The organism is Acinetobacter sp. R933-2 (assembly GCF_030325485.1).
In the GTDB taxonomy this organism is placed as follows: domain Bacteria; phylum Pseudomonadota; class Gammaproteobacteria; order Pseudomonadales; family Moraxellaceae; genus Acinetobacter; species Acinetobacter sichuanensis.
Genome location: NZ_JACAIJ010000002.1, coordinates 175,403 through 199,576, shown reverse-complemented (window position 1 = coordinate 199,576; position 24,174 = coordinate 175,403). Strand labels below are relative to the sequence as shown.

Sequence of the window (24,174 nt, the reverse complement as noted above, 5' to 3'; positions counted from 1 at the left end):
AGCAAGTGTTAATCACTTGCTTTTTTTGTTGCTAAAAATAATGTGAGATATTTCTCTTTATTTTAACTTTAAATGTTATATTTTTTATTATTGTTAATATTGTTTTAATCCTTTGTTTAGGTTTATTTAAGATAATGTTTTTTATCTGAAAATGTTATCAAATTTCAATTTTTTTGATTATCTTGTCGCTGAAAATGTAAATATTTCCCTATTTTATTGGGGTAATTTTCCTGTTTTTGTATCAGTATTTTTAGTGTAGAAATAAAATTTAAACCGACTAAGGATAGAGGCGTGAAGTTTCAATTAAAATATTTAGCAATGTTGTGCGCATTAAGTGGTCTAGGGAATGGAGTTTCTCATGCAGCACCATTACAACCGTTGACTGATGAGCAGTTATCAGCAACGACAGGTCAGGCTTTGATGAGTTTGAGTTATGTTTCACCAACAGATGTAAGGAATTTAGAGACAGGTCGCAAAGGTGATACCACAATAGGTTTTTATAAACTCAGTATGGAAGCCAACTTAGAACTAAACTTAAATATTAATAAACTACAACTTGGCTGTGGTGGAAATAATAGTGCAATAGCAGGTAAGGGTGGGCTGTGTGATATTGATATTGATAATATCAGTTTAAGTGGCTTAGGTAATGCCGCAACATCCAATACAAACAGTGAAAGTGATCGTGCAGCAAGAGCGGGTTCTAGTGCAGTTTTATCAAATCCATTTATGGAGTTTGCGATCAAAAATCCAGATAAAGCCTCACAGCGAGAACTAGTCGGAGTTCGATTAAGTGCCGAAAAGGCATTAGGCTTAATTTCTTTTGGTAAGGAAAACTTAAAAGATAATAATAACAATGGGATACCAAATGGTATCAATAGCTTAAGTGGTTATATGGAAATTGCACCACAAAAAGGTTCAGCAACCATTAATCCTATTACAATCAGCCAAAATGGCACAATGAATCCCACAGACGTTGCTTTGAAAGGTAAGGCTTGTGATACGCTGCTTATTATTGGCGGATGTGGCTTGCTCAGACCTAATTATGTGACCACAAGTTATGATATTACTTTAACCCCTCAGTCTGTTGCGACTTTAGATTTGCCTCAGCAAGTCATTACAGGGAAAAGAATTAATTCAGCGACGTTGAATGCTAGTACAACAGTGAATAATATTCTTTTATCAGGTAATTTAGCAGCAGATACTGATTTACTGGGGATAAAAATCTCAGGTAAGACCTCAGGTGTGCTTAATAATCTAAAGGTAAATGCGATTATTGATGAAAATTTAGGTCTATTTCATAAAGCAAGTTTAAATGGAACTTCTGCATCATTATCTTTACAGTCTAAAGATATTCAGTGGACAGGTGCAAAGTCAGTTGCTCAAAAAGGTTGGTGGCTTGAGTTTTCAAACCCAATTGATATTGGGGATATTACTCCAAATAAAAATGTAGATATTGCTATGCCTACCATTAAAGATGCTTTAGCTGAGGTGAATAAATATTTAGGTGCAAACTATGTACAATGTGGCACACTAGCAACAAGTTGTTTATTAGGTAATATTCCGTTAGGAACTGCAAATTTACCCAATAACGCTAATCCTGTTAATATGGATATGACAAATCTATCCTTAAAAAATCAGGACTTCACACCTAACTGTTATGGAACTTTAAAGTTCTGTTAAAGATACAGAACATTACAAATATTTTTAGCTGAGTTTTAAACTAACCAATTGAAATAATTGAGTTAAAAAACAGAATACTCCACATTCATCGGAAAAATAAGTCTACGGGCTTATTTTTTTTGCATTTGCTAAAATTTTAAGCATAATAGAAAATGAGAAAAGGTTGGCAAAATTGGATTATTGCCGTAGTTGAACAAAATTAGTGGTCATTTGTTCAAAAAAGAGTGTTTAGAAAAATAAAATATGGTGCGGAGCATCGTATAAATTAGGAAGGTCAAGATGACTCAGTTTAGTTATACGGTAAAGTTGAAAAAGACGGTGCTGGCTTCACTGTTAGGACTTGGTTTGACACAGTCATGCTTTGCATTGGAAGCATTGACAGATGAGAGCTTAAGCGAGTCTACAGGTGAAGGAATTGCATTTTTACCTCAAAATGTGAAAATGGTTTTCCAAGCAGCAAATGACGGTTTAGTCGATGCCAAAGCAGATTGGGCAAATCGTGATAAAGACACAGGGCTAATTCGTATAATCCCTGTAGGACCATTAACCACAGTAGCTGCAAATGCTGGTGCAAAAAAAGCAGATATTTTCTTATATGGTTTGGCACTTTCTAGAAATGATAATAATGTAACCACTCGTTTTAGTAATCTAGGTGTAGATTCTGGTACTGAAAGTAACCCTTGGGTGATGAGTGTTGAGACTCAATCTATTCCAAACTTTGCAGGTGTTTCTAAACCTTTAAGTTATTTACAATTAGAGGCTCCTTTAGCACAGGTTGGTCTTCAACCTGCAAATGATAAAACTATAAAATTAGGTTTATGGGGAGATGTGTTTGCTCGAGATCAGACACTTGCAAGCAACCCTATAAATCCTGCAACAGGTGCACCATCTCCAGTAACCAATCCGAATACAAATGCTGCCAATCCTTTAAAAGAAAAACTGCGTTTTCAAATGATTGCAAACGGTTTGTTATTAGAAGGCTCACAAATGCGTATCTTCCAAACCTTAGATGGTGCAACCACAGGTACAGGTGGATTGTCTGCAAGTTATAACAATACATTAGGTCTTGGATTGTTATTAAGGCTAAATACGCATCTTAATTCAGACGGGGGCGGTACTTGGGCAGATAAAGTTTTACGTATTAGTACGCGTGAAAAAACAGGAACAACCAAGGATTTAACAACACCTGCGATTGATGGTGGATTAGCTCCAGGTTTCGAAGATACAGAAGGGCTTTATATGTATAGCCCAAATATTAACTTAGTTTTAGGCAATATTTATCAACCTCTTATCATTGATACTCCAGACGGTAAAAACTTAACACTCGAAGTGACCCGTATTCCAAATCAAGCGAGTGTCTATAAAAATATTTATACAGACTATTCAGGAAGTGATACCAGTTATAAAGGTTCCACTTGTAATGTTCGTTCTTGTGGCGATGTTAGAACAATTGCAGGTACTTCATATCAAGGTACTAATGCAACGCATAGTAGTATCTCGATTGGTAAAGTTGGTTTTGATGCTGCAAATAAAAATCTTAGTATCACAGATAAATCAACGAGTGCAACAGGGGTTTTAATGCGAGGACCAAGTGGCGATGTTAACTTAGGTTCGGCTGCAATAGATGGTTTATTGATTCAGCATTTTAAAATCACGACGACAGGTTTATAGGAGCTTTATATGAAATTAATATTAGGTTCTTTATTGCTTTTAGCAACATCGGTTCAAGCTGGTCTAGTGGGTTTGGATAATGAGCAGTTGGGTGAGGTCAATGGGCAAGGCGGGGCTGATTTAAGCTGGACATTGTCTTTGAACCATAAGGCTGTTTCAGGTACAGCACTATCTCGAGAATATGAATGTAGCAATAATCTTTATTGTCGTTTAGCAATTTCACCCAATAACCGTAAAGATGCTGCTGGTAATATGTACTGGTTGGTATTTAAACAATTACAAGGCACATTACAGTTGGATAAATTTCAACTAGATGGTGTTCCTGTGAGTGTTGGTGCACCTTCTGCACCAGTCAATCGAACTGCTTTACAGCTTACATTTGGTATTGGTAAAGATAGTGCAGGTGCTGAGACTTATTTTCAACCGCTCAAAATTCGTAACTTTGGTTATGCTGCATTACAAATTGAAAAAGATGCAGATGGCGGTACAAACTCAGCAACAAAAGGGTATTTAAATAATAGTATATATCCAACTACGATAGCATCGGTTTATGACCGTGGTCAGGAAACGGGCTTTACGGGATTAAATATGCATGGAAATCTTGCGCTTGCAGGAACATTAAAAGTTTTTGGATGTAGTGGTAATACATCAGGTGCATCACGTTGTTAAAAACTGTCTTATAGTTTTAAGATGGACAATAATCACAGGTAGGAATAAGTGATGAGAAAAAAAATAATACAGTTAAATCTATTAACTTTGAGTATTTTATATGCTCAGCATGGTTTTGCTTTACAGGAACTAGAAGATAGCTCTTTAAGTCAGATCTCAGGTCAAGATGGGATCAGTTTGCAAATAGATGCAACCAAAGTGCAAATTGGTCAGGTCAATTGGAAAGATAGCACTCAAACTTCAGCAGGCGCAAATAGTGTCCTTAATGTCAATATGAGTAATATTGAAACCACACCTTATAAGTCTGATGGACTTAAGGCAGCATTTACAGCAGACGTTGGTGGAAAACCAGGTGCTAGTGCTGCTGCATCCAATGGATTGCGTTTAAATGCGGTATTTGGTCCAGCAAGCATGAATATCAAGAGTTTAGCTGTTTGTCCTAATGGTGCAGGCATTACTGCCAACTGTAGTGGTGCAAATAGTCAATCTTTGGGTGGACTAACTTTTCAAAACCGTAAAGACTTAACATTTTCACTTGAAACTCAAAGTGGTCTATTTAATGGTGGAAGTTTAGCAAGTTTAGGTTTTGGTCTTAAAAATGCTAACCTTTTTTATACCCTAGATACAGGTTCATCATTTAACCAACTTATTTTAAAAGACTTTAACTTTAACTTTGCAGGAAATGGTTATTTATATTTAGACCCAGCAGATGGTTTAGTATTATCAACAAATAAAAAAGGAGAAACTTCTAGTGCGAACACTGTAGTGCTAGGTGATGTGGATGATCCTGATTTTAATGGGAAAAAACAACCTGGTCTAAATGTCGACTTACGCTATAAAACCAATGTGGGTTCAGATTATAAGGCATATCAAGCGACTGGTAAGGATACAGATATTTTAAGTTTTGGTCGAATAGGGGCTTCTGGTACGCTTAAAAATGCGTATATCAAAGTCAATGGTGATACCCCAGCTTTAGGTGCTTCGACAACAAATATTGGTACTGCTGCAACAGGTACTGGTAACTTAGCTGGTAGCGGTGGTTTGCATATGCAAATGAAAGCTGACTTTGCGAAAGATACAGCAAATGCGGCGGATCAAAAAACTTATTTTGATTTAGGCTTATCTGGGAAAAATGCTTATGTACTGCGCTATGGAAACTTAACACCTTTACAAATACGTAAAGATACAGGGATTGGCTCAACAGCATTAAATAATGATTTGGCTTTTATTGATTTTGGTCATGTTTATATAAATGCAGCGCAAACGAATACTGTGAATATGCCAGTAAGTGCATTATTAAATAGAATCTATAGCGGTAGTTTTACACCAACAACTTTAAAAACAGCTTTGCATTATAATACAACAGGTCTTACCAACCCGAATGCCTTGATTGCAACGGTAAGAGGAATGAGTTTTCAGGCAGTTGCAAGGCAAGGGCGTTTTGTTGCGGATAATAGTGTAACTGCACCTGTAACCAATACTGATAATTCTTGGGGTTTAGGTTTACCTATCTATAATTTAAATGCCAATCTTGGACTCTATGGTATTAAAGATACAGCGAATACCAAGCAAAGTCTTGGTTTTGGTCTTTCAATGAGTACCGAAGGTCGTAATTCAACAGGTGCATATACGACTTCCATCATGTTGATTGATGGAGCAAAAAACCCATTTAATGCAAATGAGACCGTAAACTATTATGCAGGTCTAAGAAATATTAACTTATTGGCTGATTTAACGGGTACTTTAAGTTTTGAAAATAATGGTCTTAGCCTAAGTTTACCTAAAATAGTGGCTGCGCTTGATACAGAGCTTGCTATTGGTCAGTTACCTGGTTCTTTGATTGTAACTGATGCATGTAAAACAGCGACAACAGTAGCAAGTAATTGTTTTGTGCCAAGTAATAATTTTACTCAAACTGCTGATGTATTGTTTGGGATTTCTGCACGTATTGATGGTACTGCAACATTAACAGTGACTCCAAGTTCGGGAGACGGTTTAGGAATCAATGGTAATATAGTATTGTATGGTGGGAGTTCTGGTTCAGTTCCTCGTAACTATCTAAGAATTAGTGATAAATCTGGCAGTACTGAAAATGACTCTCCATCACAGTTAGGTATAGATAACTTATCTGGACAATTAACTTTAGACAGTAAAATTGGAATGGATGCAACAACAACATCTTTTACAAATAACTTAAGAGTAAATAGTAGTAATAGTCCAGCTTATGTTCTAAAAGCAGATGTAAATTTATATCCAAAAGTGTCGGGTACACCAACTGCCCCAGCAGTATTACCTACTGCACAAACGTTAGGGCAGATGGTGATGACAGGTGGTAACATTCGTAGCACATTTGGTATTACACCACGCTAATTTTATTCAAAAAATATTTAAAGCGCCATTTTGGCGCTTTTTTATTGTTAAGTTTTATTAAGTATTTATTGATTGCTTTTTGACTTATTTTTAATTAAGTTTTTGAATTTTATATTTATTATTATTTTTTTAATATGGCTTAAATGTGTTAAAATATGTACTATATCTCGTGATTATGAAATAAATTAATTAAATTAATACAAAAATGGGGATGGGGATGGGGATGAAGTATTTATATTTTTTTGTATTATGGCTCATAAGTTCCTGTATTTATGCAGATACAGAGAATCAAGTTATCACAGAAGCAAAATTGCAGGATCATAATTTTGCACAGATGAGTTCACTTGTTGCAATGACTGATGATGAGTTATCTGAAACACAAGGTCAGGCGTTATATTCTTTAAATCGACAGGATCAGGGAGGATTATCCTTTTATACTTTAAGTATGGAGGCAAATATTGGCTTGAATGCGAATATTAAAAACCTACAACTTGGTTGTGGAGGGGTGAATAGTAGTAGTAAGGCTGGATGTGACATTGATATTCAAAATGTTTCATTTGGATGTATTGCGAACGCTTCTGGAACATGTATTACCATACCAAAAAGTGACTCACGTCAACCAGATGGGGCAGTACAAGAAGTTCAAGCAGGTGATAAAGCTCAAGGTCAAATGAAGGATTTTAATTTAACCAATCCTTTTTACCAATTTGCGATCAAAAATGCTGATTCAGCTTCTACACGTGAAGTGGTTGGGGTTCGTATTGGTGCAGCAGAAGTTGAAGGTCCAATGAGCTTTGGTGCATTGACAAGTTTTAGTGGTTATTTAACAGGTTTTGCAGATCTGGAAATGCAAGGGCAAGGTAACTTAGCAGGAAATTTACCAAATAATTTAGAGGATGTTGCTGTAACTTGTAAAGCACCAACTTTATGTGCTAATGCTAGTGGGCAAAGTGCATATCAGGGTATGGCAGATTATCGTTATTTAGGTTTAGATAATGCCACAGAATGTATTCTTATAGTGGCTTGTGCTGAATTTCGACAGCTTACAATTAAGTTTTCTGGTGTAAAAAGAACAAATCTTCCTGTTGTTGTTTCAGGTAATCGCCAATCACAAGCATTTGTATTAAATGCGAACTTAGGTATGGGAACAGGGGGAGTTGTTAAGTCCATTACGGACTCAATGCAAATAGAAAGAACAACAAATGTTTTTGGTTCAACTTTATTGAATATCGTATTGGGACTGATTAAAACTAGTGCTGGTAATAAAATTACGAATCAACTCGCAGATGGTTTGGGGACAACTGTTGCAAGTTTAAATAATAATAGCTATCAACTTCCATATAATTTAAGCAATGTGCATCAATTGGATGTTAAATCTAATGTATTTGGTTTGTCTTTACAGAAGCAAAGTATTCAATATCCTGGCTATGTTGCACCTGTCAGTACAGGGTGGGCAATGTATATTCCTGAAGGTTTTAAATTAAATATCTCAGATAGAACAACTACTTTTGTACAAAATATTGTCAATAGTAATGATGCTAGAAATGGTAATGCAGTGATGTTACAAGCTCCTTATCGTAACTGTTATGGTTCACTAACATTCTGCTGATTGTTATGTTGTTAACTTTTAAGCGCCATTTTTGGCGCTTTTTTTGTAATTCATCTGAAATAATAATAATTTCTGTTTAGTTTTTTTAATAAATGATATGATTTTTGTATTAAAAATAATCAATTGTCTATGTGTTTAGGCAAAAATAAAAAAATATATAGGGATAGGTGATCACATGAAAGGTTTACCCATATTACTTTTTTCAGCATTTACATCATTTGCTTATGCAACTGTGGATGACGTTGATAATGCCCATCTAGAAGCTCTACCAAGTATAAGTACGACCATTGAAAAAGAAAATCACATGGTGTCTTTGAATGATGAGGAATTGTCAGCAGTACAAGGACAGGCTTTGATGAACCTAACTAGAACGAATGATACAAGCCAAGGACTTAATTTTTATCGTTTAGGAATGGAGGCTGAAATTGAGCTAAATGCTAATATTAAAAAGTTACAATTAGGATGTGGTGGTATAAATGGTGCAGGGAACTGTGATATTGATATTGATAATTTAGCATTAACAGGGGTCAACCCAGTCAATGGTGAATATGCAGCAAGTGACGCTAAGCTTACCAATCCTTTTATCGAGTTTGCTGTAAAAAATGCAGATAATAGTGCAACTCGAGAAATAGTGGGATTTCGTTTTGGATCATTAGAAGCATTAGGTAAACTTTCATTAGGAACAAATAATAATACCTCAACTCCTAATGATGATACTGGTATTAATTCGATATCAGGGGATTTAAATTTAAATTTAGTAGGTGCTTATATTTCAGATATTCGTGTATGTGTTGGTCTGTTGACTTGTATATTAAATATTCCTACAAATGCTCTTGTGGATGATACTGTAGTTCCCTTAGTTTTAAATAGGGCATCGGTAGTAAATGATATTGGTCCATTGGTTGCTAATGCAAGTTTAGGGATTACTTTAAAATTAGACAATGTGCATTTGGTGAACCAAAGTGTAAAAGCAATTCATGAGATTATATTACAAAATTCTAATGGGACGGGTGGAACAAAAGACTTTTATCTAAGTTTACAAAAGCAAAGTGTTAAATGGCCTTCAGTTGCATCTCCTGGAACATTTCGTAGTGTAGCAGCACAAAGAGGTTGGTGGTTATCTCTTCCTGATGTGACGATCAAGAATCCAGTAATTACGCAGAGAATCGAACTTTCTGTTTTAACTGCGGGTGTTGGATTGTTTGGGGGGAGAGTTGATATTCAAGGAATAGATTTAGGACAAAAACCTGCGAAAAACTGTTATGGTACATTAACATTCTGCTAAAAATTGGCATAAAAAATCCCGCACTCAGCGGGATTTTTTATATTTCCATTTAAAGATTATTTAGCGATTTTTGCTAATAATTCTTCTTTAGAAATATTTACAGATTCGCTATCACGGCGACCTTTATATTCAAAAGTACCAGCATCTAAGCCTTTTTCACCAATTACGATGCGATGTGGAATACCTGTCAACTCTAAGTCAGAGAATTTCACACCAGGACGTTCATTACGGTCATCAAGCAGTACATCGTAACCCGCAGCTTGTAACTCTGTATAAAGTGCTTCTGCCGCTTCTAGGGTGCGAGGAGATTTGTGTGCATTCATTGGAACAATGGCAATTTCAAAAGGTGCAATTGCTGTTGGCCAAATAATACCTTTTTCATCAAAGTTTTGTTCAATAGAAGAGGCAACAACACGAGTTACACCAATACCATAACAACCCATTGTGACAACTAAAGGTTTGCCATCTTCACCTAGGACTTTACAACCCAGTGCTTCAGAGTATTTTTGCCCAAGTTGGAAAATATGCCCAACTTCGATACCACGTTTAATTTGTAAAGTACCCTGACCATCTGGAGATGGATCACCTTCTACAACATTGCGTAGATCATAAACTTCAGTAAATTGTGCATCACGTTCCCAGTTCAAACCAGTTGCATGTTGGTCTATTGCATTTGCACCTGCAACAAAGTCAGATAATACAGAAGCAGCACGGTCAACAATAACCGTTAAACCTTTTTCAACTAAGCCCTGTGGACCACAGAAACCAGCAGTTAAGCCATATTCTGCAAGCTGTGCTTCTGTTGCAAATGCTAGTGGAGATGCAATAAGTGGATGTTTTTCTGCTTTGATTTCATTAAGTTCATGATCGCCACGTAAGAATAAAGCAATAACAGGTGTTTTACCTTGTTCATCTGCAATACCTTGAACCAATAATGCTTTTACAGAATGGGCTGGATCAGTATTTAAAAATGCAGAAACATCAGCAATTGTTTTTTGATTTGGAGTTTCAACAATGCTTAATTCTTGTGTTGGAGCAGCGCGTTCACCCACTAAAACAGCTTCAGCCATTTCTACGTTTGCAGCATAGTCTGAGGCAGTTGAAAATGCGATATCATCTTCACCACTAGAAGCAAGTACATGGAACTCATGAGAACCTGAACCGCCAATAGAACCTGTATCTGCTTGAACAGGGCGGAAATCTAAACCTAAACGTGTGAAAATACGACAATAAGTGTCATACATAACATCATAGGTTTCTTGTAGTGATGCTTGGTTTACATGGAAAGAATAAGCATCTTTCATAATAAACTCACGAGAGCGCATTACACCAAAACGAGGGCGAATTTCATCACGGAATTTTGTTTGAATTTGATAAAAATTCATTGGAAGCTGTTTATAACTTTTTAGCTCATTACGTGCTAAATCAGTAATGACTTCTTCATGTGTTGGACCAAGCACAAAATCATTGGTGTGACGATCTTTAAAACGTAAAAGTTCAGGACCATATTGCACATAACGTCCTGACTCTTCCCAAAGAGATGCAGGCTGTGTTACGGGCATGAGTGTTTCCAATGAGCCAGCACGATTCATTTCTTCACGAATGATGGCTTCAACTTTATTTAACACACGTACACCCATTGGCAACCAAGTGTATAACCCTGAAGCCAATTTACGAATCATCCCAGCACGTAACATGAGCTGATGAGAAATCACCTCAGCATCGTTTGGGGTTTCTCTTAACGTTGCAAATAAAAAGCGACTCGCGCGCATGGAAACTGTCCTAAAAATTTAAGCATTAAAGAGGAGATTATACGATAAAAAAAACAAGGCAACATTTGATAATGTACTTTTGAGGGAAATTATTATTGAAGATGTTTAATTTGAAAGAATATCGTGCTGATGTGGGGCGTGGAATTAAATAAATGCACAAAACAAGATTTAGAATTGTGCTGGGTATGATTGTATTTAAAATTATTCTAGGGATTGTAAACGATGAATAATATCATCATAAAAAGCTTGGGTTTTACGATAGCTATTTTGTAAGTTTGTAATATTATTCTTGGTTTGGTTGATATTTTCACTATTATATTGGATCGCTTGCTTAAGCTCGATGGGCACAGTTGTCCCTTTACGGAAATGTTCAATTTCTTGTCGTTTTAATATAATTCGGTCATTTTGTAAAAGCTTCAGTCGTGCTTGTTGCGTTGAAATTTGTTTTTTGATACTTGCAAGATGTTCATTTTTCTTATTGGTCGCAACAGTGCTATTACTATAAGCTCGTTTTAGTCGTGCATTTTGTTCATAGCGTTGTGCTTGCTGGGCGCGAGCACCTGCTTGTTGTAGGTCTTTTTCAACATTATAGGGATGAGCCCGTCGAATCACTTGCATATTAATATCAAGTGCTTCATAGCCATGACGAATATGAGCAGGTGTAATGGAGCTACTGATATTTGCAACACCTTGATCATAATAACGGTACCATACTGCTTTAGGCTGTGTCTCAGCCGCAAAACTATGCGACAGTAATATGATATTTAAAACCCCAAAAAATAATGCTAAAAAGCTTTTTTTGAAAGATTTTTTATAGAGCATATATTTAGAAATTAGTTGTTGCATCCCTTTTTTCCCCAAATAAAGCGACAACATCACTCAATAATTTTTTTAATAGCTTAATTGAATCGTATATAAATCTAATGATGCATTCTAAGAATATATAAGTTCTCTAATCAACTGTAAATTAGCATTTACTCGGCTTTTATCACTGTTTTTCGGCATATTCCTAAGTTTCTTTAAATCTTCATTGATAAAGAGAGCAAATGTATGTTAAATAAGGCTGATAAATTTCAAAAAATAAATGTATTCAGAACTTCATACCTCTGAATTTATGGGGAAGGGCATTAAATGGAAGAGAAATTCCAAAATTTAAAAGTCATGGTCATTGATGATTCTAAAACAATTCGTCGAACGGCTGAAACGCTTTTGCAACGTGAAGGTTGTGAGGTGATTACTGCTGTTGATGGCTTTGAGGCGTTATCAAAAATTGCTGAAGCAAATCCAGATATTGTATTTGTTGATATTATGATGCCACGTTTAGACGGTTATCAAACGTGTGCACTGATTAAAAACTCTCAAAATTATCAAAATATCCCTGTAATTATGTTGTCAAGTAAAGATGGTTTGTTTGATCAAGCAAAAGGGAAGGTGGTTGGTTCTGACGAATATCTAACAAAACCATTTAGTAAAGATGAATTATTAAATGCTATTCGGAAGCATGTTTAAAACGAAATTCTGAATGGGAGTAAAAAATGGCACGAATTTTAATTGTTGATGATTCTCCTACAGAGATGTATCGCTTTAAAGAAATTTTAAGTAAACATGGCTATGAAGTTTTAGAAGCAAATAATGGTGCAGATGGTGTCACACTAGCACAAGCTGAACAGCCAGACTTAGTTTTAATGGATGTTGTTATGCCTGGCGTTAATGGTTTTCAGGCAACACGACAAATTGCACGTGGCGCAACAACCAAACATATTCCCATTGTAATTGTAAGTACCAAAGATCAGGACACCGATCGTGTTTGGGGAAAACGCCAAGGTGCTTGTGATTATTTAACCAAACCAATTGATGAGAATGTCTTAATCAATGTGATTAAACAATATCTCAATGTGGGATAATTATGGCAGCAAATGGATTTATCGAACTACTTCGGCTGTCAAAGCGTGGTAATCAAAACTATGCAGACAAAGAAAGTGAAGTAAATAGATGGTCGGGCATTGCATTTGAAATTATGGGGCAATATTTTGTTGCTCCATTAGGTGAAGTCACCGAAGTTATTTATCCACCTAAATGTACACCTGTTCCTAACGTACAAAATTGGGTGAAAGGGTTAGCTAATATTCGAGGGCGTTTACTGTCTGTTTCAGATCTAACATTTTTTATTTCTGGGCAACGAAGTCAGTTCTCACCAACACAAAAAGTTTTATGCATAAGCCATAATGACCATTATGTCGGGCTGGTTGTAGATCAAGTTTTAGGTATTCAACATTTTAATAAAAAAGGTTTTTTTTCAGAGAATAACAATTTAGAAAAAAATCTAAAAACATATTGTCAGGGATATTTTCAACAGCATAATCGTGCATGGAATATATTCTTGTTTAGTCAATTGTTGAATGATCCTAAGTACATGAATGCATCGGAAAAATTTAAATAAATGAGTTTCTACGCTCAATGACAGTTACGCGTTTCGGGGAGAAGCTGAATGGGCTTTAAGCTAAAAAAGAAAAATACATCTGAGAATACGCAGAAAGGTAGTCCAGTTGTAGTGTCAAAACTACAATCTAGACTTGATCACTTTTCAAAGCTATTCGGTGATAGTGAAAAATCCAAGCCGTATATTATTATTGCTTTTTTAACAATTGTATTGGCGCTTATTTGTTTGCTTGCATTGTTATATAATGTTCCACGAAACAATGATTTAACGCGTAGTGTTGGTGAGTTAAAGCTCTTATCACAAAAAATATCACGTCAGGCAACTGAGGCAACTGCTTCAGGTAAAGAAGATGCGATCAAAGAACTGGTTGCTTCACAAAAAAGATTTGATGAAAACCTAGAAATTGTTGAGGATATTCATCCAGCAAATAAAGAAATGCAAGTGGTCAGTCAGTTATGGGCTAAGGTATCTGATGATATTAATTTAATTGCTTCTGAACAGAAAGTAATTAACCACTTATATGATACAAATATTACAATGGAAGAAGCGATTCCTGGGATCCAAGCGGAATATAACCTCATGGTAAACCAAATGGCACGTGAAAATATGCCAGCTTCTCAGGTTGTTATTGCAAAAAACCAAGTATTCATTGCTGAACGTATTTTACGTTCTATTTCCTCAGTATTAAGTGGTTCTGAAAATGCACGTGCATCAGCAGATGACTTTAACGCGGATACAGAAACTTTTGGTGCTTATTTAGAAGCGCAGTTAAAAGGAAATTCGGAACTTGGTGTATTGCGTATTGAACAACCCTCTATGCGTGAATCATTAGAAAGTATTCAAGCGGACTATAATGATATTTTAAAATCTGCATCTAACTCAATTTTAAAAAATTCATCAAAAATTGTTAAAGTTCGTCAAGCATCTTCTAATATTTTTTCACAATCAGATCAGTTGTTAAAAGACCTCAATAATTTAAGTACCAGTTCATGGGCGAAAACAGTTATTCCAGGTATTTTTTTAGTTTTAGCCTTGGCTGGGTTCTTATTTTCAGTGATTAAATTGCTGAACTTGCGTAGTGTTTCAGATAAAGTTCGTGTAACACGTTTACAAGATGAATATGACCGTAACCAAAACGCAATTTTACGTTTACTTGATGAGATTGCAGATTTGGCAGATGGTGATTTGAGTTCGTATGCAACAGTATCTGAGGACTTTACAGGTGCAATTGCCGACTCGATTAACTTCGCAATCGACCAACTACGTGATCTTGTATCTCGAATTAATGAAACCTCACAAGAAGTTGCAAACTATACCCAAAATACTCAGACCATTACGAACCAGTTGGCTGAAGCTTCTGAGCATCAGGCTCAAGAGATTGCTGGTGCATCTACAGCGATTAATGAAATTGCTCAATCTATTGAACACGTATCTGCGAATGCCACTGAGTCTGCGGATGTAGCACAACGTTCTGTACAAATTGCTTCAAATGGTGCAGAAGTTGTAAATCGTTCAATTGAAGGGATGGACACGATTCGTGAGCAGATTCAAGAAACATCTAAGCGTATTAAACGATTAGGTGAGTCTTCTCAAGAGATTGGTAATATCGTCTCTCTAATTAATGATATTGCAGACCAAACAAACATTTTGGCTTTAAATGCGGCAATTCAAGCATCTATGGCAGGAGAGGCAGGTCGAGGTTTCGCAGTTGTAGCCGATGAGGTACAGCGTCTTGCTGAACGTTCAGCATCAGCAACGAAACAGATTGAAACTTTAGTAAAAACCATTCAAACAGATACAAATGAAGCCGTTATTTCCATGGAGCAAACGACTTCTGAGGTTGTACGTGGTGCTCACTTAGCAAAAGATGCGGGTGTTGCTTTGGACGAAATTCAAAGTGTATCAACAAGCTTAGCGAAATTAATTGAAAACATTTCAGATTCAGCAAAATTACAGTCAGCTTCAGCAGGTCATATTGCGAATACGATGAACGTTGTACAAGAGATTACATCTCAAACCACAACGGCAACATTTGATACGGCACGTTCGGTCTCTGAATTGGCAAATATGGCAGACTCTTTGCGTCAATCTGTATCTGACTTTAAATTACCAGAGCAATAAATCAGCTACTCAAGGAAGAATATTTATTTTAAATATTCTTCAGAGTGTTAAGTACACTTGGATCACTTAATTTTATTAAAATTAAGATGTTGATAGGTTTTAGTCCTGTAAAGGAACTAACATAGAAGCCTGAGCTATGAGAAAAATATTAAAAGATTTAGTGGAAAACATAAATCTTCCTGAAGATGAGTTTTTGGATCAGGATCCAGAAATTTTAGAAATTTTCGTGGAAGAGATTGAGGAAATCATTGAAAACTTGCAGCCTTTGCTGATTCAATGGTTACAAAACCCTTCAGATGCAGAGCTTTTGACAGTCATTCGTCGTAACTTTCATACTTTGAAAGGTTCAGGACGTATGGTCGGGGCAAAATCATCAGGAGAGCTGGCATGGACTGTTGAAGACACTTTAAATCGTGTCATTTCAAAAGCTGTGGTTCTGTCTGTACCTGTGCAGCATTATGTAAATGCTGTATTTAATGTTTATAAGTTTAAACTTTATGATGATTTTAAAAAGCCTCAACCGCATCGTATAGATTTCAGACCGCTTGTTTTGTTAGGACAGCAAATTCAGCAAAATATCAGCGTGGAGCCTGCGTTAGAAGAACTGTTGCTTCTGTCTGAACAATTGAAGAGTGCGTCATTTATTACAGGTTTAGAATACTCTACTGAGGTTGAGTCTGAAGCTGTTGAATCGCCTGATGAGGCTGTTACAAGTCTAAGTTTAGCTGAGGATTCTGTTGTTATAGAACAACCACAAGCTGCGCCAAAACAACCAGAAGTGAGTGTATCTACACCATCAACTTCACTTGAGAATCACAAGGAGGCGGTTGACGAAGCTGAGGATCGTCGATTTCTGGCCGAGACTATTGCAATCTTTATTGAAGAGTCTGAAGAACATCTGGAAGCAGTTGACACGTTCTTAAGCATAGAAAACCACACATCTGACCACTATAATCGTTTAATCCGCGCATTGCATACTTTGCGCGGTAGTTCCGCGATGGCACATGTTGATGATGTATTTCATGCAAGTAGTAAAGTTGAACAGTTGTTTAAAGTCTTGTTAAAAGATGATACTCAACACAGTACAAATGAAAATGCTTTATTGACACATTATACTGAGTTTGTTCGCGACTATTTACATACTTTAGGTCGTGAAAATAGTGGTGAGCAACAACAATTAATTTATCAAAAGTTTAATGATGCTTGGGATCGTTATGACTTCCAAACTGAATATTTTGAACACAATGATCATCAGCAAGACCTTGTTTCACAACTTGTTGAGTTGAATATTGAACACTTGCTTGATGCAGAGTTTGATTTTGATCAAAGAGCGAAGACAGAATATCCTCAGTATTTTGAAAGCCTAGTGCAAGAAGCAAGTGTGTTAATTGAACACACAGATAATCGTGCTGCACATGGTATTTATGAAATTAGCCTTGCTTTGAAAATGGCGTATGAGCAAGTTTTGGCACACCAAAATTTGCTAAATACAGATTATGTTTTTGAGCTTTTTAATCAAGCACATCAAGAATTTATTCATTTATTTGATGCCTTGGCTTCTGGTCAGCGTGTTGTACTAAATGAAAATAGTCAGCATATTTTAGAACAGCTACACGATTATGTAACGCAAGATTTGGAGTTGCTCACAGCGCCAAATGTTGATGCTATTGTAGAACCTAGAACAGAAAGTATTGAGCCTGTTTCAGGTTCGGCATTAGAGTTAAATACAAACCAAATTTTTGCCTTAATTTCCAAAGACCAACAATACCTGCAATCTGCTGAAAGTTTTCATGATTTTGATGAAGAAGTATTGGATATTTTCCTTGAGGAAGCGGACGAATTATTGGTTGGAATTGATCAAGATTTGGCTGCATGGTTTACAGATGCTCAAGATTTAACATCATTAAACAATCTAATGCGTTATTTGCATACCCTTAAAGGGGGAGCAAATATGGTTCAGGCGGAGCATATCGGTTTGATTGCCCATCACCTTGAATCGATTTATGAGCGAATTATTAAGCAGCAGATTCCTGTTGATAAAAGTTTGATGCAAACTATTCGTATGGTTCAGGATGATATTGCTGAACGTATACAACTTATTCGTGAAAAAGGCGTTGATTATCCAGCAGTTCATGTTTTAGAAATTTTAAATGCAATTGAAAAACAACAACCAATTGCAGCAGTGAGCATGGATGATTTTGATGACGCCACTTCAGAACAATTAGAATCAGAAAAAACAACGATAGCATCTGAGAGTTTGACCTCTGACAGTCAAACTAATCTAGAAAATGAAAAAGCGATACTTTCTGATGCTGAGCCTTTAATAGCTCAAGACTCAGTAGTCGAAGATGTTGTATATGCAGCATTTGTAGAAGAGGCAGAAGAGCTTTTAGTTCGTGCAAATGAAGCACTTGAACAATGGTTTGATGAGCGTAGTAACCGTAGTTTATTATTACAATTACAACGTATTGCCCATACCTTAAAAGGTGGGGCAAAAATGATTAATAATATACAAATTTCAGATATTGCATATGAACTAGAAAATACTTTTGAACGTTTTGGCTTATATAATTTTAACTCAAATGCTTATGATCATTTAATTTCTAAGGCATTAAGTTGGTTAAAAAATGCCATTCTATTGCAAAAGTATGATTTATTTGAATCAATCAAGTTAAGCCTTAAAAATATTCAGTATGTTGATGTTTCTGTGCAGTTACCTGAAAAAATCACGGGCGGTGATGTTTTTTGGGATAATCCAACTGTTGAATTTGTGCAAGGTGATGGCACAGAACCTCCTTCAATGTTGGGTGAATGGGGGCAGATTGAAAATACTGAAAATAGCAATGAGATGATTCGTATCTCGGCAGATCTCATTGAGAAAATGATTGATTTGTCTGGTGAAAATTCCATTAACCGTTCACGTATTGAAATGGACTTGGGGCAATTTGGTAATACTTTGCAGGAAATGGAACTTGCGATTCAGCGTTTGGCTGACCAGTTGCGTCGAATGGAAGGTGAGTTAGAGTCACAAATTATTGCAAAACATGGTGATTCAACAGCACGTTATGCAGATTTTGACCCTTTAGAGATGGATCAATATTCTTCTTTAAACCAACTGTCTAAATCTCTTGCAGAATCTGCATCGGATTTAATTGATTTTAAGACAACGTTATCTGAAAAAATTCGTGATACAGAAGGATTATTATTACAACAAGCGCGTATTCAAGCAGAAATCCAAGAAGGTTTAATGCGCACACGTCTTGTGCCATTTACGCGTTTATTGCCACGTTTACAACGTTTAGTTCGTCAAACGTCTTCGACTTTAAATCGTCCAACTGAGTTAATTGTTCACAATACAGAAGGCGAATTAGATCGAAATATTCTTGAAAAGTTAATGTCCCCATTGGAGCATATGCTACGTAATGCAATTGACCATGGAATTGAAGACATTGCAACACGTGAACAGTTTGCTAAACCGACTACGGGAAGGATTGAGTTAAATATTAGTCGTCAAGGTACAGATGTTCTGGTTGAATTTAAGGATGATGGTAAAGGGATTGATCCAAAGATTATCAGAACCAAAGCCCTGCAAAGTGGTCTAATTCAAGCGGATCAAAATCTGTCAGATGATGAAGTATTACAATATATTTTCCATCATGGCTTTAGTACTGCACAACAAGTCACACAAATTTCAGGTCGTGGCGTTGGCTTAGATGTTGTGCAAAGTGAAATTAAATCTTTAGGTGGTCAAGTTAGTGTTGCTTCAATCTTAGGGCAAGGTTCAGTATTTACGATACGTGTACCAACTACAGTAGCGGTAAGTGATGCGTTGATGGTAAAAGTTGGCGATCAGCAATTTGCAGTACCATTATCACAAATTGATCGTATCGTTCGTATTGCACCAAGCACATTGGAAGAATATTTCAATAGTAAGAAAGATCGTTTTGAAATAGATCAGCAATCTTATAACTTACGTTATCTGGCAGAGTTTGTTGCTCACCAACCAATGCCTCGTTTCTCAGGTATTGCGCATTCATTGCCTGTGCTTTTGATCAAAAATAATAGTGGTAAAAATACAGCATTATTGGTTGATCAATTAATTGGTTCACGATCACAAATTGTTGTAAAACCAATCGGTAAGCAATTTACTTCGATTGGTGCTGTTGCAGGTGCGACCATTTTAGGTGATGGTCAAGTTTGTTTGATTTTAGACGCACAAAATATTGCTCGTCAGACCTTAAGTCAAAAACGTCAAGTCACCAAAGATCAACGTGAGTTAACACGTAGTCGTGATCAACGTCATTTAGTGATGATTGTCGATGACTCTGTTACAGTTCGAAAAGTCACTTCTCGTTTGTTAGAGCGTCATAATTTTGATGTGATTACTGCAAAAGATGGTGTCGATGCTATTGAACAGTTGGAAAATGTTAAACCAGATTTGATGTTACTTGACATTGAAATGCCACGAATGGATGGCTTTGAGGTAACGAATTGGATTCGACATCATGAGATTCATCATGAATTACCAATTATCATGATTACCTCTAGAACAGGTGAAAAACATCGTGAACGAGCATTTAGCTTAGGTGTCACGAACTATATGGGTAAACCGTTCCAAGAAGCAGATTTATTGCAAAATATCCAAAATTTGTTGGTTGTACAATAAGGAGTTATGATGTCTAAAAATGGAAGTGGGTCTATTTTAGATCAAACTAACACACAGGAACTTCAGCACCTCATTACTGTGTCAACAGGTTTTATTGATGCATATATTATTGATTGCTATGGAAAAGCAGCAATGTTATTGCCTCAAAATATTGTTATTTCAGCACTTGATAGTCCAACACAAGTTAAAAGCGTAGAGTGGCATGAAACAAAGTTGCCAACTTTTCGAGTGAGTGATCCAAATACGACTTTAGGGGTCGCTTTAGTGATTGAAGGTGAAGTTGCAAGTGAGCGTTTCGCCTTATTATGTAATGAAATGCCTCGTTCAATTCGTTTACGTATTTCTGAAGTGATTGATGAGGAACAGCAATCTCTAGATGAAACAATTTTATATCTGGTGCGTGTTGGAGCACAGCAGTTCCATATTCCAAATCTCGTCAAAATTCAAAAACGATTAGGATTAACATCTTAAAAAAAAGGAATGCTTAAGCATTCCTTTTTTATGAATATCAATTTTTAAGTTAATAATTGCTCTAAAATTTGTTCATAAATGTCTGTTAATGGATCTAACTCATCAATATTGACATGTTCATTGATCTGATGGATGGTTTCATTTAATACACCGAGCTCTAGCACTTGTGCACCTGTTGGGGCAATAAAACGACCATCTGATGTGCCACCACTTGTTGAAAGCTCAGCATTTGTTCCAGTAACATTTTTAATGGCTTGGGTTGCTGCATTCACCAACTCACCAACAGGCGTTAAAAATGGCAAACCAGACAATGTCCATTGAGTTTCATAAACAACTTCATGACGATCTAGGATTTCAAACACACGTGTTTTTAGTTGTTCAGCCGTCACTTCAGTTGAGTAGCGAAAATTAAAGGTAACTGTCATTGTGCCAGGGACAACATTTGTTGCACCTGTACCTGCTTGAATATTTGAAATTTGGAAAGAGGTTGCAGGGAAATATTCATTGCCATTGTCCCACACTGTTTCACAAAGCTCTGCTAAGGCATTCGATGCGGTGTGAATAGGGTTGATTGCTAAATGTGGATAAGCAACATGCCCTTGTTTTCCTTTAACTGTTAGTACGCAGTTTAAAGAGCCACGACGCCCATTCTTAATGATATCACCAAGTGTTGAGGTACTTGAAGGTTCACCAACAAGACACCATGTCATTTTTTCATTACGAGCCTCAAGTGTTTCAACAACTTTTACTGTACCGTTAATAGAAGGACCTTCTTCATCTGAAGTAATTAAAAAGGCGATTGAGCCCTTATGATGAGGATGCTTTTTAATAAAGCGTTCAGAAGCAACCACCATTGCAGCCAGTGCTGTTTTCATATCCGCACTGCCACGACCATAGAGCTTACCTTCACGAATTTCAGGTAAAAATGGGTCAGATTCCCATGCATCTAAATGACCTGTAGGTACAACATCTGTATGACCTGCGAAGCAGAAAACAGGTGCTTCTGTACCACGACGTGCCCATAAATTATCGACATCATCAAATCTCATATTTTCAATATTAAAACCGATCGCAGATAAACGCTCAGCCATAATATTTTGACAGCTATGGTCAACTGGTGTCACAGAGGGTTGGCGTAGGAGTTCTAAACTGAGATTTAATGTTTCAGAGGCATTCATGGTGTCAAAACAACGTCATCAAAAAGAAAGGATATAATAGAGAAGATCGATTAAATTGAAAACAAAAAGCGCAATTGCTTTGATTAATTATAAAAATTTTATTTGAGGTATCATTTAAAAAGCCTTATCAATAGGATAAGGCTTTTGGTGTTTTTTGTGAAAATTACAGTTTATTTTCAACTTTTTCAGCAGAATTCGTTACAGCATTACCTGCTTTAGAAACATCTTGACCAGCCCCTTTAATGGTATTACAACCAGTAAGAACGAATGCCAATACAACAGAAGCAGCTAAAACTTTTTTCATCATCATCTCCAGTTAAAATTATTTTGATGCCTCATTAGCTTAAGGGAAATAAGAAGATTAAAACTATGATTGTTTGATGTACGCTTGGTTAAAATTCGTATTTTTTTTGCTTGAATTTTACACTTTTTGAACACGAATATCGGGTAGATGATGTTGACGATACATAAAAAATACGTGTTCATTTTCTTGTTTATATAGTCCACTTGTCCACCAATATGCAGTAGGTGAACTTTGTATTAAATCAGGGCAAATCCATTCATGCCTTTGAATACGATAAAATTTTTGATCTGGAATGTGATTTCCCCATAAGCCAAGCCGACGAGCGGGATTTACCCAATCATTCAATTGTTTTGGAAAGTGGAGTGCTGGATAGTAAAGTTGTCCTTTTAATACTGCATAGCGTTGTTGAATCTGATGGCTTTCTACTTGCTGGAACTGAAACTGTTTTGAAGTAAAATGCTGTAATTTTCTTAAAAGCGTATCTTGTCGATTAAGACCATACCAGTGCTTAAGTTGGAAGTCTGCCTCAGCTAAATAATATTTTAATGCCACTTCCCAGTGTTCAACTTTTTGAGTTTTTTGATTAAAAATTAAAAAATCAATTTCACCTAGCGTTTGTGAACCTTGAAAAATTTGAATGCTATGTCCTAATAATTGAAAGTGATGAAAAGCATGATCTTTGAGCCAAAACCACATTAAGTATTCAAACCGTAAACCTAGGCGTGTGCTTTTGAGTTGTTTAATAAAATCAATTAATTCAGTAGGATCTTGATCTAATTGTTGTAAACGACCTTCATATTGTTGATAGAGCTGTTGCCACATTGCAGAATCATGCAGTTGAAATGAATATTGGCAAGAGAGTTCAGTTGGGATTTGATGAACGATATTAGGACTTGCAATAGCAAAAGCTAATTGTCTCACGATTGGGGTGTTAAAGACCAACCAAGGTTCAAAGTAATTAGACATAAATAACGCCAAAACTTGCAAGCATGATAAGAAAGAAAATACAGAGTTAATTTTAAAACATATATACTAACCTAATTCATGCTTTTGAGTTGGCTTATGAGAGTCTTGTTTTGGCGTAGTCTAGTCATTATTTTTATTGTACTAGGGTTTATTGGTGCATTATTACCAGGCATGCCAACAACTGTTTTTCTTATTCTTGCATTGTGGGCAGCTTCGAAAGGATGGCCTCAAATGTATGAATGGTTACTGAATCATCCTAAATATGGGCAAAATTTAAGAGCATGGCAAGAAAATGGTACAGTGCCACGTAAAGCAAAATGGTTTGCGACTATGATGATGAGTTTTAGTGGAATACTCATGTTGTTTACCAATGCACCTTTAGCAGTCAAAATTTTTACCAATGGCACAATGTTGTGTGTTGCAATTTGGCTTTGGCGACGTCCAGAACCTAAAAAGGTTAAAATAAATACACATTAGTCTTTCTCTATTTTATGATGATATTTGAGAGGGTATGAAAATACTGACCATTTAATGAGTATTGGAACAGGTTAATTCCATCTAACATTTAAAAAATGAGAGATATTTGCATTAGATTTTTAAAATAAGTATGAAAAAGAAAATATAAAGTGAAAGTTTTTTATTGATAAATAGATAAATAATAAACAAAAAAGTATAAAAAACCTCAAAATGATCTATTTTTTAATCACTCAGACCTAAAAAGTTAAAATGATGGAGAAAAGCGTTTGACACGCTGTAAAGATTCTCTATAATGCACCTCACAAACGATGAAGTCGTTAGGGCGCTTAGCTCAGTTGGTAGAGCGTCTGCCTTACAAGCAGAATGTCGGCGGTTCGATCCCGTCAGCGCCCACCAAGCTTTAACGTTGAGAATATAAAGTGCAGCGGTAGTTCAGTTGGTTAGAATATCGGCCTGTCACGCCGAGGGTCGCGGGTTCGAGTCCCGTCCGCTGCG

The 24,174-nt window shown here is 36.2% G+C and carries 18 protein-coding genes and 2 tRNA genes; 15 read left to right on the top strand and 5 right to left on the bottom strand.

Going from position 1 to position 24,174, the window contains the following annotated elements; all coding sequences use genetic code 11:
* Positions 1-318: 318 nt before the first annotated feature.
* The 6 genes from HX005_RS03495 (at position 319) to HX005_RS03470 (ending at position 9,284) form a co-directional block, all read left to right on the top strand.
* Positions 319-1,680, top strand: a complete 1,362-nt coding sequence (locus HX005_RS03495) for a hypothetical protein (RefSeq protein ID WP_502872715.1) — start codon at positions 319-321, stop codon at positions 1,678-1,680.
* 279 nt (positions 1,681-1,959) lie between these two features.
* The gene (locus HX005_RS03490; RefSeq protein WP_286376292.1) at positions 1,960-3,351 is read left to right on the top strand and encodes a hypothetical protein; all 1,392 of its coding nucleotides are present in this window, start codon (positions 1,960-1,962) and stop codon (positions 3,349-3,351) included.
* Between the two features lie 9 nt (positions 3,352-3,360).
* A complete protein-coding gene (locus HX005_RS03485) occupies positions 3,361-4,020 on the top strand; it encodes a hypothetical protein (RefSeq protein ID WP_286376291.1) in 660 nt (219 codons plus the stop codon).
* A gap of 51 nt (positions 4,021-4,071) precedes the next feature.
* Positions 4,072-6,390: a DUF6160 family protein gene (locus HX005_RS03480; RefSeq protein WP_286376290.1), complete on the top strand. Its 2,319-nt coding sequence runs from the start codon at positions 4,072-4,074 to the stop codon at positions 6,388-6,390.
* A gap of 223 nt (positions 6,391-6,613) precedes the next feature.
* The gene (locus HX005_RS03475; protein WP_286376289.1) at positions 6,614-7,999 is read left to right on the top strand and encodes a hypothetical protein; all 1,386 of its coding nucleotides are present in this window, start codon (positions 6,614-6,616) and stop codon (positions 7,997-7,999) included.
* A 175-nt stretch (positions 8,000-8,174) separates the two neighbouring features.
* The gene (locus HX005_RS03470; RefSeq protein WP_286376288.1) at positions 8,175-9,284 is read left to right on the top strand and encodes a hypothetical protein; all 1,110 of its coding nucleotides are present in this window, start codon (positions 8,175-8,177) and stop codon (positions 9,282-9,284) included.
* Between the two features lie 56 nt (positions 9,285-9,340).
* On the opposite strand, the gene HX005_RS03465 is transcribed toward HX005_RS03470, so the two are convergent.
* Positions 9,341-11,056, bottom strand: a complete 1,716-nt coding sequence (locus HX005_RS03465; RefSeq protein ID WP_286376287.1) for a proline--tRNA ligase — start codon at positions 11,054-11,056, stop codon at positions 9,341-9,343.
* Between the two features lie 201 nt (positions 11,057-11,257).
* Positions 11,258-11,902 carry a hypothetical protein gene (locus tag HX005_RS03460; protein WP_502872714.1) on the bottom strand — a complete coding sequence of 215 codons (645 nt, stop codon included), beginning with the start codon at positions 11,900-11,902 and terminating at the stop codon, positions 11,258-11,260.
* Between the two features lie 285 nt (positions 11,903-12,187).
* Here HX005_RS03460 and pilG point away from each other — a divergent pair, with 285 nt between their 5' ends.
* The 6 genes from pilG to HX005_RS03430 all read left to right on the top strand — a co-directional run bounded on the left by pilG (position 12,188) and on the right by HX005_RS03430 (position 20,754).
* Positions 12,188-12,565: a twitching motility response regulator PilG gene (pilG, locus tag HX005_RS03455; protein WP_107009619.1), complete on the top strand. Its 378-nt coding sequence runs from the start codon at positions 12,188-12,190 to the stop codon at positions 12,563-12,565.
* 26 nt (positions 12,566-12,591) lie between these two features.
* Complete coding sequence (locus tag HX005_RS03450) at positions 12,592-12,960, top strand: response regulator (protein WP_107009618.1); 369 nt, start codon at positions 12,592-12,594, stop codon at positions 12,958-12,960.
* Positions 12,961-12,962: 2 nt separating this feature from the next.
* Complete coding sequence (locus HX005_RS03445; RefSeq protein ID WP_286376286.1) at positions 12,963-13,496, top strand: chemotaxis protein CheW; 534 nt, start codon at positions 12,963-12,965, stop codon at positions 13,494-13,496.
* 48 nt (positions 13,497-13,544) lie between these two features.
* Positions 13,545-15,617, top strand: coding sequence for a methyl-accepting chemotaxis protein (locus tag HX005_RS03440; RefSeq protein WP_107009616.1), 2,073 nt, complete (start codon positions 13,545-13,547; stop codon positions 15,615-15,617).
* A 136-nt stretch (positions 15,618-15,753) separates the two neighbouring features.
* Positions 15,754-20,283: a hybrid sensor histidine kinase/response regulator gene (locus tag HX005_RS03435; RefSeq protein WP_286376285.1), complete on the top strand. Its 4,530-nt coding sequence runs from the start codon at positions 15,754-15,756 to the stop codon at positions 20,281-20,283.
* A 9-nt stretch (positions 20,284-20,292) separates the two neighbouring features.
* A complete protein-coding gene (locus HX005_RS03430) occupies positions 20,293-20,754 on the top strand; it encodes a hypothetical protein (protein WP_107007429.1) in 462 nt (153 codons plus the stop codon).
* A gap of 44 nt (positions 20,755-20,798) precedes the next feature.
* Here HX005_RS03430 and dapE read toward each other — a convergent pair whose 3' ends face one another.
* The 3 genes from dapE to HX005_RS03415 form a co-directional block, all read right to left on the bottom strand.
* Positions 20,799-21,932 carry a succinyl-diaminopimelate desuccinylase gene (gene dapE / locus HX005_RS03425; protein WP_286376284.1) on the bottom strand — a complete coding sequence of 378 codons (1,134 nt, stop codon included), beginning with the start codon at positions 21,930-21,932 and terminating at the stop codon, positions 20,799-20,801.
* 163 nt (positions 21,933-22,095) lie between these two features.
* Complete coding sequence (locus HX005_RS03420; RefSeq protein WP_171405084.1) at positions 22,096-22,239, bottom strand: entericidin A/B family lipoprotein; 144 nt, start codon at positions 22,237-22,239, stop codon at positions 22,096-22,098.
* Positions 22,240-22,353: 114 nt separating this feature from the next.
* Positions 22,354-23,202 (bottom strand): DUF1853 family protein, encoded by an 849-nt coding sequence (locus tag HX005_RS03415; RefSeq protein ID WP_286376283.1) that lies wholly within the window; start codon positions 23,200-23,202, stop codon positions 22,354-22,356.
* A 96-nt stretch (positions 23,203-23,298) separates the two neighbouring features.
* Here HX005_RS03415 and HX005_RS03410 point away from each other — a divergent pair, with 96 nt between their 5' ends.
* The 3 genes from HX005_RS03410 (at position 23,299) to HX005_RS03400 (ending at position 24,174) form a co-directional block, all read left to right on the top strand.
* Positions 23,299-23,679, top strand: a complete 381-nt coding sequence (locus tag HX005_RS03410; protein ID WP_107007433.1) for a YbaN family protein — start codon at positions 23,299-23,301, stop codon at positions 23,677-23,679.
* A 320-nt stretch (positions 23,680-23,999) separates the two neighbouring features.
* Positions 24,000-24,075 (top strand) — tRNA-Val (locus tag HX005_RS03405).
* A gap of 25 nt (positions 24,076-24,100) precedes the next feature.
* Positions 24,101-24,174, top strand: a tRNA-Asp gene (locus HX005_RS03400).

Excerpts from the sequence above, each read along its gene's own strand:
- HX005_RS03470 (WP_286376288.1), top strand. The coding sequence starts at position 8,175 with ATGAAAGGTTTACCCATATTACTTTTTTCAGCATTTACATCATTTGCT.
- HX005_RS03420 (WP_171405084.1), bottom strand. The coding sequence starts at position 22,239 with ATGATGAAAAAAGTTTTAGCTGCTTCTGTTGTATTGGCATTCGTTCTT.
- HX005_RS03475 (WP_286376289.1), top strand. The coding sequence starts at position 6,614 with ATGAAGTATTTATATTTTTTTGTATTATGGCTCATAAGTTCCTGTATT.
- HX005_RS03495 (WP_502872715.1), top strand. The coding sequence starts at position 319 with ATGTTGTGCGCATTAAGTGGTCTAGGGAATGGAGTTTCTCATGCAGCA.
- HX005_RS03410 (WP_107007433.1), top strand. The coding sequence starts at position 23,299 with ATGAGAGTCTTGTTTTGGCGTAGTCTAGTCATTATTTTTATTGTACTA.
- HX005_RS03440 (WP_107009616.1), top strand. The coding sequence starts at position 13,545 with ATGGGCTTTAAGCTAAAAAAGAAAAATACATCTGAGAATACGCAGAAA.
- pilG (WP_107009619.1), top strand. The coding sequence starts at position 12,188 with ATGGAAGAGAAATTCCAAAATTTAAAAGTCATGGTCATTGATGATTCT.
- HX005_RS03460 (WP_502872714.1), bottom strand. The coding sequence starts at position 11,902 with ATGCAACAACTAATTTCTAAATATATGCTCTATAAAAAATCTTTCAAA.
- HX005_RS03445 (WP_286376286.1), top strand. The coding sequence starts at position 12,963 with ATGGCAGCAAATGGATTTATCGAACTACTTCGGCTGTCAAAGCGTGGT.
- HX005_RS03490 (WP_286376292.1), top strand. The coding sequence starts at position 1,960 with ATGACTCAGTTTAGTTATACGGTAAAGTTGAAAAAGACGGTGCTGGCT.
- HX005_RS03450 (WP_107009618.1), top strand. The coding sequence starts at position 12,592 with ATGGCACGAATTTTAATTGTTGATGATTCTCCTACAGAGATGTATCGC.
- dapE (WP_286376284.1), bottom strand. The coding sequence starts at position 21,932 with ATGAATGCCTCTGAAACATTAAATCTCAGTTTAGAACTCCTACGCCAA.
- HX005_RS03415 (WP_286376283.1), bottom strand. The coding sequence starts at position 23,202 with ATGTCTAATTACTTTGAACCTTGGTTGGTCTTTAACACCCCAATCGTG.
- HX005_RS03480 (WP_286376290.1), top strand. The coding sequence starts at position 4,072 with ATGAGAAAAAAAATAATACAGTTAAATCTATTAACTTTGAGTATTTTA.
- HX005_RS03485 (WP_286376291.1), top strand. The coding sequence starts at position 3,361 with ATGAAATTAATATTAGGTTCTTTATTGCTTTTAGCAACATCGGTTCAA.
- HX005_RS03430 (WP_107007429.1), top strand. The coding sequence starts at position 20,293 with ATGTCTAAAAATGGAAGTGGGTCTATTTTAGATCAAACTAACACACAG.
- HX005_RS03465 (WP_286376287.1), bottom strand. The coding sequence starts at position 11,056 with ATGCGCGCGAGTCGCTTTTTATTTGCAACGTTAAGAGAAACCCCAAAC.
- HX005_RS03435 (WP_286376285.1), top strand. The coding sequence starts at position 15,754 with ATGAGAAAAATATTAAAAGATTTAGTGGAAAACATAAATCTTCCTGAA.